This window comes from Ruegeria sp. YKSD179, from assembly GCF_059612885.1.
This window is the reverse complement of sequence record NZ_JBXWRL010000056.1, coordinates 1-12,259: the sequence shown is the minus strand read 5'-3', so window position 1 is coordinate 12,259 and position 12,259 is coordinate 1. Positions and strand designations below refer to the sequence as shown.

Sequence of the window (12,259 nt, the reverse complement as noted above, 5' to 3'; positions counted from 1 at the left end):
GCTGCCGCAGCGATTGACAGAACCCAAGAAAAACCCAACAGTATTACAAAAAATTATACTAAGGATGATACATGTTGGATCGCCGCAAGCTTTCGCCAAGCCTGATGCGCTCACTCGAAGTCTTCGTTGCCGTTGCGGAGACTGGCCAGATGCGCGCCGGTGCGAAACTGCTGGGTCTATCGCAACCCGCTGCATCCCAGCACATCACGGCGTTGGAGAAGACGTTCGGCGCTGTGCTGCTCGATCGCAGCACGCGCCCATCTCGGATGACCTACGCCGGTGCGCGCCTGCACGGCAAGGCGCAGAAGATTTTGGATGCGCTGTCTGACACGGAAACTGAATTGCGGCATGTCGGTCAGAAGTCCATGACCCTGCTCCGGGTGGGCATACAGGCCTCCATTGCGACGACGCTCACGCCGTCGTTGATCGATCTTGCCCAGCGAGTGTTCAACGTCGAAGACATCACTCTGCACGCCGGACAAAGCGGAAATCACGAGCATTTGCTGCGGACCAAGCAGGCGGATCTGGCGATCACTTCAAACCCATTTCTGGACATGGACGGGTTGGAGCGTCATAACGTTCTGACAGAAAGGTACCTTTTGGTCCTCCCCGGAACTTATGACGGTCCAACCGACAGCCTAGAAGCGATCCAGACGCAGCTACCGCTCGTGCGATTTGGCGATACGACCAATGCAGGTCGCCAGATCGCTCAACATCTGCGCCGGCTACGGTTCGAACCCGGAAAGGTTATTCAGGCGGACCGCTCCAGCATGGTCACCTCATGTGTTTCAGCGGGTCAGGGGTTCAGCCTCCTGACCCCGACACTGTTGATCGATGGATTGGTTGAAAAGATGAACCTTCGATTGCTCGAGCTTCCGATCTCTGGCTTGTCGCGCACGTTGACGGTCGTTGCCAGAAAAGAGGAACTACAAAGGATGCCGGAAGCAATTGCGCATTTGTGCAAACAGACCTTGGCACAGCAGGTCGCCCGCCATATGGGCGATGTCGGAGTAAAAAGCGTGGAATACGATCTGGCCTAGTGGCGTGTGTGTCGCTGCAAAGCGCCGACATCGGTAACCGAACTGAATATTGCGGCCAACATGTAAACAGCGGACACTCAATGCACCAATTTGAAAGTCGGCAATGTCCGCAACTCTGCCGTTCAGCAGATTTCAGCGAACGTCCGCTTCCGTTCAATGCAGACCTTCAGGCGAAATTTCTCGGAATGACCACCAACAATGACCGCTATCCGTTCCTAAGCTGTCATCCGACAAAAATGCTCAGATGGCGGCGCTGAGCCCATTCCGTTCAGTTTCACGCTGGTCCCCAATGTCTGCTATCGGAGTTCCGTGCAGGTCGTTAGGGTATCCTATGGGCGTCGTTCCAAGTCTGCTTTTGCGGCTCTGTGCCAACTGTTCGCGTAACGTTGGTAGCTCACGTAGGTTTTGTGAAAATAGGTTTCGACGTCGAAGGCCGCGCGCTCGGGGAGTGCACCTGTCGCCAAGAGGGCGGCTCCCTGACTCGTCCCTGTTGCGGTGGCGGTCGCGTCGACCCTGCAGTTTGTCGCCGCGGCGAGCATAGTGACGAAGCCTTTGTTCCTGGCAAATGGACCTTCGACGATAATGCGGCCCTTGTGTCCGGTCAGCGACAGGCATTCCGCGGTCATCAACCCGAGGTAAAAACTTACCGCCGCCGCGCGTTCCTGGGTTCCGGGCAAGGGCTCTGACCCCATCCAGCTATGTTCTTGTCCCTGAAACGGTCCGCTGTCCGAGACCATTGCGGGCAAGAGCATGGGGCCGTCTTTCGCGACCAAGTCAAGGAATTGCTCGGCACATTCGGTGGTTTGACCGTTCACCGCCAACTCGAACTCGCGTCCCCCCATGAAACGGGCGGAGGGTACCGGGGCACCCAGTGCGTTGACGTTAAAAAGCGCGTCACGCGAAGGGTCCAGGGTTACTTCTTCGCCGCCGATGGTCATGGCAATGACCCATGTACCGGTCGAAACGACGGAAAACGGCCCGGTTCGGGTCAGTATATGAGGCAAAAGTGATGCGTTTGAATCGTGGATGCCGCAGTGCACCGGCGTGTCAAAGCGCAGGCCGGTTTGCGATGCGACCTGCGGCAACACGGGTCCGAGAACCTCCGCAGATTTGCGCGCGGGCGCCATTATTTCAGATATGCCCAACCGTTCGACCAACGAAGAATAATGCGCCTTGGACGGATTCCACAGATCCGTGTGACAACCAAGGGACGACACGTCGCTGGCCGGCACGCCTGTCAGGCGAAGCCCCCAGTACTGGGGATAGGTGAGAATGGTGGCGGTGCGTTCGCGAAGCGCGGGGTCCTGCTCAAATTGCCAATGCAACTGCGCGCCCAGGTTCAAACCCATCGGCAACCTTGGCGATCCGGTTTCCTCAAAGGGTGGGCGTATGGCGTCGTAGGCCGCGGCCAGATCTTCAGGGCCTGTGTGCTCATAGTCGAGGATCGGGGTAGCAAGCGCGCCGTTTGGCGCGATCAGGGCGCAAGACGCCCCGTGGGTCGTGATGGAAATGGCATCTACGCCGTGCTCCTTCTGAAACTGCTCCAACCCGTCCAGAAGGAAGCGCCAGATCGCCTCAACATCGAAGTGCGGATAGGGTGGAGCGGCGAGAACCATGTTAGGCCGGGTCAGCACCTCCACTTCGGACATATCAGTCGCATCGACCAGCACAAGCTTGGCGTTGGTCTTGCCAATGTCGATGACGGCGACGTGCCGGGGCGTCATGGCATGTGGAAGACGGGCGTCAGCGGCACCGCCACGGGCTCGTTGTCGGGCTTGGTTTCCATGATGTCCGCCATATGCGCCCACCATCGCTGCATGATCTCGTGGCCGGGCAAGGCATCCATTTTGTGGTCGTCGGTGCGCCAGAGGACGCCAAAAAGAATGTTCGTTTCTTCGTCCAGATGGATCGAATAGTCGGACACGCCTGCGTCTTTCAGCAGCGTGGAAAGCTCTGGCCAGATCGCATCGTGGCGCTTTTCGTATTCATCCTTGCAGCCCGGGTTGAGCTTCATCTTGAAGGCGTATTTTTCCATGTCAGCCCCTCCACATCGACCAGAGCCGGGGCAGCGCGATGACCGAGATCAGTAGCGCCCCGATAACAATCGACATCACGATACCGGGTACGTTCAGCAAGCCAAGTCCGAAAGTCACAAGCCCCATAACAAAGGCCGCGATCACAACGCCGGGGATGGAGCCGGAGCCGCCGAGGATGTTGACCCCGCCAAGGACGACCATGGTCACGATCTCAAGTTCCCACCCGAAGGCGATCGAGGGTCGGGTCGAGCCGAGGCGGGATGTCAGGCAGACGGCGGCGACCCCGGACATCAGGCCCGTCAGCAGGAAAAGGGTGAACTTCACCCGGCCCACCCGAATGCCCGAAAACAGCGCCCCGGTGGCATTGTTTCCGATGGCATAGACCGCGCGGCCGAAATTGGTCATGTGCAGGATGACCGCGTAGATCACCGCAATGATGGCGAAGAGGACGAATTCGAACGAAATCACCCACCAGACATAGCCCTGACCGAAGAAGGCGAAATCGGCTGGATAGCCCTTGTAAACCTGATCGCCCAACACGATGAAACTGATCCCGCGAAAAAGGCTCATCGTGCCGATGGTGACGACGATGGATGGCAGGCCAAGGCCGGTGACGAGGAAACCGTTGACCGCCCCACAGGCCAGACCGACGGCCAGACCAATCAGGACCAGCCCCTCTGTCCCGACACCCGCCTGCACGGCGGCGCCCATGGCTGTCGAGGCCAGTGCGATGATCGCGGCGACGCTGAGGTCGATTTCGCCAGAGATGATAAGCAGGGCCATGGCAAAGGCGATCATCGCCTTTTCGGTGAAGTTGAAGGTCGCGTCGGAGAGGTTCCAGGCGTTCAGGAAATAAGGTGAGGCGAAGCTGTTGGCGATGAAGATGCCGATTGCGACCAGCATCAGCAGACTTTCCCAGCTTTTAAGGTTCCGCTCCAGCGGCGAGCGCAGGCGATCGGGGATCGAGCGTGTCGTCGTGGTCATGTCGCGTGCTCCGCGCGTTTAAGGATGATGCGGCCCTTCGTCCGGTTGGCCTGGGCGTTCAGAACAACCGCGATGATGATCGCGCCGCCCGAGATGGCCATTTGCCAGAAGGGAGAGATGTTCACGACCGGCAGGGCATTGGCAATGATGCCGAGGAACAGCGCGCCCAGCAGCGCGCCGAGGACCGAGCCGATGCCACCCATGATCGACACGCCGCCGATGACGCAGGCCGCCACGACGGTCAATTCAAACCCCCCGGCAACATCGACATAAGCAACCGCGAAGCGAGAGACCCAGAGGTAGCCGGTCAGACCGGCCAGCGCGCCAGAGATCGTGAAGGCCCAGAACTGAGTCCGGCCCACGTTGATCCCGGCATAGGTCGCCGCATGGGGGTTGCCCCCGGCAGCGTAGAAGGCGCGGCCCAGGGTGGTGCGGGTCATGACGATGGTGAACAGGATCACTGCCGCGATGGCAAACCAGCTTAGCACCGGAAGACCAAGAAGCTCGGTGCGCGGGAATGCCTTGAAAGAGTCGCTCATCTCGTGGCTGTTGACCCATTTGCCCTCGGTCAGAAGGAAGATGGTTCCCCGGAAGATGGTCATGGTGCCAAGCGTCACCACGATAGGCGGGATGTACAGTTTCCACACAAGGATACCGTTGAACATTCCAAGGCACGCCCCGAACCCGGTGGCCACGACCAGCGTTACGATAATCGGCAGACCGGGTGCCGAGATATTGATCAGGGACACGACCATGCCGGTCAGCGCGATGTTGGCGGCGACCGAGAGGTCGATGCACTTTGTCAAGATCACGATCATCTGGCCGATGGCTAGCAGGATAAGCGGCGAGGTGTCGTTGAAGACGGAAGCCAGGTTCGACAGCGTGATGAACGCCGGGAAGCGGCTTGAGATGATGCCAAGCACCAATGCGATGGCGACCAGCAGCAAAAGTTCGCGGGAGGCGAGGATACGTTTCATTGCGCGGCCTCCCTGATTCCTGCGGCGTGGCTGACAAGCGTTTCGGGCGTGATCTGGTCACGGGTCAGTTCCGCCACGATGCGCCCCTCACGCATGACGATCACTCGATCCGACATGCCCACGATCTCGGGGATTTCGGAACTGACCATGATGACGGCGAGCCCTTGCGCGGCAAGCTCCGCCATGAATTCATGCACGGCGGCCTTGGACCCGATGTCGATGCCCTTGGTGGGTTCGTCCAGGATGATGACCTTGGGCTGAGTGGCGAGCCATTTGGCGATCACGACCTTCTGCTGGTTGCCACCCGACAGGTTGCCGACATCGGTGTCCAGCGAAGCGGCGCGCAGGTCGAGACGTTCGGTATACTCCCGTGCCAGCTTGAATTCCTCGGCCAGCTTGATGAACCCCTTGCGCGAGGTGCGAGCGAGTGACGGTAGCGTCACGTTCTGAAAAATCGGCAGCGCGCCGATTGTGCCTTGTTTGCCCCGGTCCTCCGGGACATAGACGATGCCACTTGCAACCGCGTCGGCGGGCGATGCAATCGAAACCGGTGCCCCGTCGATCCTCACGGTTCCGCCCGAGGGGCGGGTGATCCCGAAAAGGGCCTGCATGAATTCGGACCGACCTGCGCCGACCAGCCCGTAGAACCCGAGGATTTCGCCGCGCCTGAGCGTGAAACCGATGTCCGCGAATTCGGTCGGGTGGTCGTACCCCGCGACTTCGAGGATATCGTGGCCGACGTTGTGGTCGCGTTCGGGGAAAATCTGGCTTACGTCGCGGCCCACCATAAGCTTGACCAGTTCCGGCTCACTGACATCTACAATCGCCCCTTCGCCGACCATCTGGCCGTCGCGATAGACGGTGTAGAAATCGGCGATGCGGAAGATCTCGTCAAACTTGTGGCTGATGAAGAGGATCGCCTTGCCTTGCGCCTTCAGGCTTTCGACAAGTTCGTAAAGCTCTTCGATTTCCTTCTGGCTGAGGGCTGCTGTCGGTTCGTCCATGATCACAACGCGCGCGTCGATGGACAGCGCCCGGGAAATGGCAACCAGGTGCTTGTTCGCGGTTCCTAGGTCCTTGAGCGTAGCGCCCGGATCAATCTTGGCCCCGATTTCATCCAGAATCTCTCGCGCGCGGGTCGCCATGGCGGGTTTGTCGATCAGGCCAAATCGCCCCTTTGGCGCATGGCCGAGAAAGATGTTTTCCGCCACCGTCAGTTCGTCGAAAAGTACGGTTTCCTGATGGATGGCGGTCACGCCAGCGGTTTCGGCGGATTGCGGTGTCGGGAAACTGAGAGCCTCGCCATCGATCCGGATGTCTCCCTCGTCGGGTTGATAAATGCCCGTCAGAACCTTCACCACGGTGGACTTGCCAGCACCGTTTTCGCCCACCAGTGCCGTGACCTTGCCCGGGTAGAGGTTCAGCGAAACATCTGACAGGGCCCGCACGCCGGGAAATGTCTTGGTCACGCCGGACAGGCTCAGAAGCGGTGTAGGGGCGGCGGCGTTCGACACGTCTGGTCTCAATTCCAACTTCATAGACAGTGTTTCTGGATGTGGGCAGAGTAGGGTGTCGGGGCGCGGGTCATCGCCCACGCCCCGACACGTCGTTCAGATTAGAAGATCGACTTGAACTGTTCGATGTTCGAGCTGTCGTAGGTGAACGGATCAGCCATGGCTGCCGAGCCGGTGTCATCCAGCGTCACCGAGCCCATGCGGCCCATCGGGATTTCGGCACCGGCACCGGTTTCAGCACCGTTGGCGATTGCATGCGCCAGCATGGTGGCCGAGTAGCCAAGGTCAATCGGGTTCCAGATCGCGAAGCTCTTGGTTGCACCGCTATCAACACAGCCTGCCATCTCGGACGGGAGGCCCAGACCAGTCACGTTGATCTCACCGATCTTGCCTGCGTCGGTCACCGCCTGGCAGGACGCCAGGATACCAACGGTCGTTGGCGCGATGATCGCCTTGAGGTTAGGGTAGGATGCCATGAGGCCCTGTGCTTCACGGTAGGATTTGTCACTGAGGTCGTCGCCATAGACGGTGGCCACCAGATCGACGCCGTCATAGTTCGGAAGAACCTCTTTCGCGGCCTCGATCCAGGCGTTCTGGTTGGTTGCCGTGGCCGACGCCGAGAGGATCGCAACTTCACCACCATCCGGCATGTGATCCGCGGCAAGCTTGATGATCGTGTTGCCGATCAGCGGGGTCGAGGATGGGTTCAGGTGCATCTGGCGTCCGCCTTCAGCCACACCCGAGTCCCAGGAAATCACGGTGATACCGCGGTCCATCGCGCGTTTCAGCGCCGGCACAAGTGCATCAGGGTCGTTTGCCGAAATCGCGATGGCGTCGACACCCTGCGCGATCAGGGAGTTGATGACCTCGATCTGACCTTCCGCGGTGGTGTCGGTCGGGCCGGTGTAGATGATCTCGACATTGCCTAGCTCTCCTGCGGCCTCTTCAGCGCCATCGGCGGCTGCTTCAAAGAAGCCGATACCAAGCGCCTTTACGACCAGAGCGATGCGCATGTTGTCCTGCGCCATCGCCGTGGTGCCAAACATGCTGGCGGCAAGGCTCATCCCTGCGACAAGTGATGTGAAAGTACGACGTTTCATGATAGTTCCTCCCAGAAAGTCATCTTTGGGTCTCGGGTTCCAGAGGCGGTCAAGAGGCCACCTCGTTTTCTTGAACGCTGCCCGACTGGGTAACGATCAGATTCACATCGGCAGCCTCAAGCATGGCCGCCGCCTTGTCAGGAATTCCTTCGTCGGTGATCACGGTCGTGATCCGGTCCAACTGACAAAGCACCAGGCTGGAGCGCTGCGCGAATTTCGAACTGTCGACCAGAACGACAAGCTCATCCGCCTGTCCGATCAGTTTCTGTTCTGCCTGGATCAGAAGGGGATCGGCCTCCATCAGACCGATGGGTCCCAGCCCCTGCGCTCCCATGAACATGCGCTTTGCATAGAAGTTGCGGGTCACGTCGTTATCAAAGGGCGACAGGATTATGTTCTGTTCCCGGTAGATCGCGCCGCCTGACAACATGATCGTGTTCTTCGAATGCTTCAGCAGGTGCTCGGCAATCGGGAACGAATTGGTAAAGACCTGCATCCTGCGGCTGGCCAGCGGATGCACCATCTGAAAGGTCGTTGTGCCCCCGTTTATGATGATGCTGTCACCTTCGCTACACATCTCAACCGCCGCGCGGGCAATCGCCTGCTTCTCAGCGATATTCATGGTTTCGTTGACGACGAACGGACGGCCCGCCAGCCCAGCGAACTGCGGTGGCGTTATGGCCTCAGCGCCGCCTCTTACACGGCGTACCTTCTGTTTCATGTGAAGTGTTGAAATGTCGCGTCGGATGGTGGCTTCGGACACGCCGGTCAGGGTGCACAGGTCTCCAACCGTCACGACGGGGCGATCCTGCACCGCTGAAATGATGATCCTATGGCGTTCTTTTTCGTGCAAAGCCACCTCCCTTTCACTCCACGCTGCGCAGATTCGTTGCAGCTGTCAATCATTTTCGATCACTTTCAATCGTTCTGCATTGCAGAATGATTGTTTGTGATTGTTTTTGATTGACATAGCGACGCACTCTACTAAGCCTAAACGCGATGATGCAGTACCGACCGCTGCATCCGTGAGGAGGGCAGAACATTGAAATCCATCGAAAATCAGTTTCTTGAGAACCGCTGGGATGACGCCGTGGCAGGTGGCATGTCCGAATCGGAACTGCTTCTCTATCGCTCCAACACGCTGGGTTCGGATAAGCGCGTCACGAACTATGGCGGCGGCAATACCTCTGCGAAGGTCATGGAAACCGACCCACTTTCCGGCAAAGAGGTCGAGGTTCTCTGGGTCAAAGGTTCCGGCGGTGACATCGGGTCCATGAAGCTTGACGGCTTCTCCACGCTTTACATGGACAAGCTGAACGCGCTGAAGGGGCTTTATCGCGGGGTAGAGTTTGAAGATGAAATGGTCGGCTATCTGCCCCACTGCACCTTCAAACTGAACCCGCGCGCGGCCTCGATTGACACGCCCTTGCACGCCTATGTGCCGCGCAAACATGTCGATCACGTCCACGCCGACGCGATTATTGCGATCGCAGCGTCGAAGAATTCGAAGGAGCTGACCCAAGAAATTTTCGGTGACCGGATCGGTTGGCTGCCGTGGAAACGGCCGGGGTATGAACTGGGCCTGTGGCTTGAAAAGTTCTGCCTTGAAAATCCGGATGCCGATGGCGTTGTCCTTGAAAGTCACGGATTGTTCACATGGGCTGACATGGCGAAAGACTGCTACGACTGCACCATTGACGTGATCAACGTCGCGACCAAGTGGTTGGCCAAAAAGACCGCCGATGTTCCGGCCTTTGGCGGAGCGGTCCACGAAAGCCTCGCCATGGAAGGTCGGCGGGCCGTTGCGGCCCGGCTGATGCCCGCGATACGTGGCTTTGTCAGTGGCAACCAGCACATGGTCGGGCATTTCAACGACAGCGACTCGGTGCTAGAGTTCGTGAATTCTAAGGAGATGGAGACGCTGGCGGCCCTTGGCACGTCCTGCCCCGACCATTTCCTGCGCACCAAGATCCGGCCTTTGGTCGTCGGCTTCGACCCGGCCCAGAACAACATCGACGCAGTGCTTGAAGGCCTGCCCGCGCAAATCGCGGCCTATCGTGAGGACTACACGGCCTACTACAACCGTTGCAAACACGATAACTCGCCTGCACTTAGGGACCCTAACGCGGTTGTCTACCTGATCCCCGGGGTCGGCATGATCACCTTTGCTAAGGACAAGGGCACGGCCCGCATTTCCGGCGAATTCTACGTCAACGCGATCAATGTTATGCGCGGGGCAAGTGCCGTCAGCGAATACTGCGGCCTGCCGGAGCAGGAAGCTTTCGACATTGAATACTGGCTGTTGGAAGAAGCCAAGTTGCAGCGCATGCCGAAACCAAAATCGCTGGCTGGTCGCGTCGCGCTGGTTACCGGCGGCGCCGGTGGCATAGGGTCGGCAACGGCAGAACGTTACCTGTCCGAGGGCGCCTGTGTCATGCTGGCCGACATCAATCCCGACAGCCTCACCGCGACGGAAGGGGTCCTGACCCAGCAGTTCGGCAAGGACGTCGTGAGCGCCGTCCTGATGGACGTCACGGATGAAAATGCCGTGGCCCGCGCGTTGGTTGAAACATCCGTCGAATTTGGCGGCATCGACATCCTTGTCTCGAACGCCGGGATCGCATCCTCTGCCCCGGTTGAGGAAACAACCCTCGACCTTTGGAACAAGAACATGGACATCTTGTCCACGGGGTATTTCCTCGTCAGCCGGGAGACTTTCAAGATCATGCGGGTGCAGGACATGGGCGGATCTATCGTTTTCGTAGCCTCGAAAAACGGGCTTGCCGCCTCGCCCAATGCCTCGGCATATTGCACGGCGAAGGCCTCGGAAATCCACTTGGCCCGTTGCCTTGCGCTGGAAGGTGCTGAGGCCGGGATCAGGGTCAACGTTGTGAACCCGGATGCGGTGTTGCGGGGTTCCAAGATCTGGGAAGGCGATTGGCTGGATCAGCGGGCTTCGACCTACGGCACGGACAAGGAGGGGCTGGAAGAGATGTACCGCAACCGATCCATGCTTAAACGCTCAGTCCTTCCGGAAGATATCGCCGAGGCCTGTTATTTCTTCGCCGCCGAGACCTCGGCCAAATCCACGGGCAACATTCTGAACGTTGATGCGGGCAACGTTCAGGCCTTCACGCGATAGGGAGACGGTCCATGAGCTATGAGAGCGCCAAAGCGCAATTCGCTGACTGGGGCGTCGACACTGAAGCTGCGATCAAGGCTCTGAGGGACATCCCGATTTCCGTTCACTGTTGGCAAGGCGACGACGTGGTCGGGTTCGAAAACCAAACCGGCACCTCGGGCGGGGGCATTCAGGCAACCGGAAACCATCCGGGCCGGGCCCGCAACCCGGACGAACTGCGGGCGGATCTTGAGTTTGCCTATGCAAAAATCCCCGGGTCACATCGGTTGAACCTGCACGCGATGTACATGGACACAGACGATACCCCGGACCGGGATGAGATCGAGTACCGACATTTCGTGCCATGGGTCGACTGGGCCAAGGACACCGGCATCGGGCTGGATTTCAACCCGACCTTCTTTGCCCATAAAAAGGCCGACGACAACCTGACGTTGGCGCACCCCGACAAGGGCATCAGGGACTTTTGGATCGAACATGGGAAACGCACGAGGGACATCGCGGCGCAGATGGGAGCCGAGCTTGGTTCACCCTGCATCAACAACATTTGGGTTCCGGATGGGTTCAAGGACCTTCCCATCGACCGTATGGCGGCACGGGCCCGGCTTGAGGTCTCGCTCGACACCATGCTGGCCGAGGCGAAATCGGATATGCTGGATGCGGTCGAATCCAAGCTTTTCGGCATCGGGGTCGAGGCCTGCACGGTGGGCAGCCATGAGTTCTACATGGGCTATGCGATCCGCAACAACACACTGCTGTGCCTCGACATGGGGCACTTCCACCCGACCGAGAATATCGCCGACAAACTGAGCGCCGTGGCCCTGTCTCTGGATGAGCTTCTGCTGCACGTGTCGCGCCCTATGCGTTGGGACAGCGACCATGTGATCATGCTGAACGATGACATACTGGCGATGGCACATGAACTGGTCAGTGGCGACCTGTTGGGCAAAACCCATATCGGGCTTGATTTCTTCGACGCTACGATCAGCCGCACGGCCGCTTGGGTGATTGGCACGCGCAACATGCAAAAGGCGCTTCTGCAGGCGCTTCTGAAGCCCTGGGATCGCTTGCGAGCAGCGGAGGACGCGCTGGATTTCACAAGCCGGTTTGTTGTGACAGAGGAACTCAAGGACCTGCCCTACGGAGCGGTGTGGTCTGAATTTTGCGCCAGAAACGGCGCGCCTACAGGTACTGAGCTGATCACTGAGCTTGACGCTTATCAGGCCGCTGTAGCGGGTCGCTGAGGCACGGTACAATTTTGTGGGAAGTCGCCGTCTGGACAATCTATGTTGGAAAGAAGGCCAAGATTGCGTTCGAAAGAAAGCGGTCGTTGCACCGGCGACCATTGAGCGGCCGCATTGTCCTGTGTGGATGGCTCCTGCAAAGCAAGACATTTTTGTGAGGGGTGTGTGGTCAGAAGCGGTCTTGTGTCCGGCCTGTTTGCGCGGTGCGTCTGACCGCTGGCCCTG

At 58.9% G+C, this 12,259-nt stretch carries 10 protein-coding genes; 3 read left to right on the top strand and 7 right to left on the bottom strand.

Features of this window, described 5'->3' with window-relative positions:
* The first annotated feature begins 71 nt into the window (after positions 1 to 71).
* On the top strand, positions 72 to 1,040 hold the full coding sequence (locus tag AC2FNE_RS20505; protein WP_496806157.1) for a LysR family transcriptional regulator: 969 nt from the start codon (positions 72 to 74) through the stop codon (positions 1,038 to 1,040).
* 329 nt (positions 1,041 to 1,369) lie between these two features.
* Here AC2FNE_RS20505 and AC2FNE_RS20500 read toward each other — a convergent pair whose 3' ends face one another.
* From AC2FNE_RS20500 to AC2FNE_RS20470, 7 genes are all read right to left on the bottom strand, one after another.
* Positions 1,370 to 2,764: an FGGY-family carbohydrate kinase gene (locus tag AC2FNE_RS20500; RefSeq protein ID WP_170605792.1), complete on the bottom strand. Its 1,395-nt coding sequence runs from the start codon at positions 2,762 to 2,764 to the stop codon at positions 1,370 to 1,372.
* A complete protein-coding gene (rhaM, locus tag AC2FNE_RS20495) occupies positions 2,761 to 3,075 on the bottom strand; it encodes an L-rhamnose mutarotase (protein ID WP_496806156.1) in 315 nt (104 codons plus the stop codon). Before rhaM ends, AC2FNE_RS20500 begins: the two co-directional genes overlap by 4 nt.
* Position 3,076: 1 nt before the next feature.
* Positions 3,077 to 4,060, bottom strand: coding sequence for an ABC transporter permease (locus AC2FNE_RS20490; RefSeq protein ID WP_496806155.1), 984 nt, complete (start codon positions 4,058 to 4,060; stop codon positions 3,077 to 3,079).
* Entirely contained in the window at positions 4,057 to 5,037 is a 981-nt protein-coding gene (locus tag AC2FNE_RS20485; protein ID WP_496806154.1) for an ABC transporter permease, read from the bottom strand. Before AC2FNE_RS20485 ends, AC2FNE_RS20490 begins: the two co-directional genes overlap by 4 nt.
* The gene (locus AC2FNE_RS20480) at positions 5,034 to 6,575 is read right to left on the bottom strand and encodes a sugar ABC transporter ATP-binding protein (protein ID WP_170605784.1); all 1,542 of its coding nucleotides are present in this window, start codon (positions 6,573 to 6,575) and stop codon (positions 5,034 to 5,036) included. Before AC2FNE_RS20480 ends, AC2FNE_RS20485 begins: the two co-directional genes overlap by 4 nt.
* Before the next feature lie 77 nt (positions 6,576 to 6,652).
* Positions 6,653 to 7,651 (bottom strand): rhamnose ABC transporter substrate-binding protein, encoded by a 999-nt coding sequence (rhaS, locus tag AC2FNE_RS20475; protein ID WP_170605782.1) that lies wholly within the window; start codon positions 7,649 to 7,651, stop codon positions 6,653 to 6,655.
* A 49-nt stretch (positions 7,652 to 7,700) separates the two neighbouring features.
* On the bottom strand, positions 7,701 to 8,504 hold the full coding sequence (locus AC2FNE_RS20470; protein ID WP_496806153.1) for a DeoR/GlpR family DNA-binding transcription regulator: 804 nt from the start codon (positions 8,502 to 8,504) through the stop codon (positions 7,701 to 7,703).
* 189 nt (positions 8,505 to 8,693) lie between these two features.
* Here AC2FNE_RS20470 and AC2FNE_RS20465 point away from each other — a divergent pair, with 189 nt between their 5' ends.
* Positions 8,694 to 10,793: a bifunctional rhamnulose-1-phosphate aldolase/short-chain dehydrogenase gene (locus tag AC2FNE_RS20465; RefSeq protein ID WP_170605778.1), complete on the top strand. Its 2,100-nt coding sequence runs from the start codon at positions 8,694 to 8,696 to the stop codon at positions 10,791 to 10,793.
* Between the two features lie 11 nt (positions 10,794 to 10,804).
* The gene (locus tag AC2FNE_RS20460) at positions 10,805 to 12,034 is read left to right on the top strand and encodes an L-rhamnose isomerase (protein ID WP_170605776.1); all 1,230 of its coding nucleotides are present in this window, start codon (positions 10,805 to 10,807) and stop codon (positions 12,032 to 12,034) included.
* Positions 12,035 to 12,259 lie beyond the last annotated feature (225 nt).

Coding starts and splice junctions, on each gene's coding strand:
- AC2FNE_RS20505 (WP_496806157.1), top strand. CDS start 72: ATGTTGGATCGCCGCAAGCTTTCGCCAAGCCTGATGCGCTCACTCGAA.
- AC2FNE_RS20500 (WP_170605792.1), bottom strand. CDS start 2,764: ATGACGCCCCGGCACGTCGCCGTCATCGACATTGGCAAGACCAACGCC.
- rhaM (WP_496806156.1), bottom strand. CDS start 3,075: ATGGAAAAATACGCCTTCAAGATGAAGCTCAACCCGGGCTGCAAGGAT.
- AC2FNE_RS20490 (WP_496806155.1), bottom strand. CDS start 4,060: ATGACCACGACGACACGCTCGATCCCCGATCGCCTGCGCTCGCCGCTG.
- AC2FNE_RS20485 (WP_496806154.1), bottom strand. CDS start 5,037: ATGAAACGTATCCTCGCCTCCCGCGAACTTTTGCTGCTGGTCGCCATC.
- AC2FNE_RS20480 (WP_170605784.1), bottom strand. CDS start 6,575: ATGAAGTTGGAATTGAGACCAGACGTGTCGAACGCCGCCGCCCCTACA.
- rhaS (WP_170605782.1), bottom strand. CDS start 7,651: ATGAAACGTCGTACTTTCACATCACTTGTCGCAGGGATGAGCCTTGCC.
- AC2FNE_RS20460 (WP_170605776.1), top strand. CDS start 10,805: ATGAGCTATGAGAGCGCCAAAGCGCAATTCGCTGACTGGGGCGTCGAC.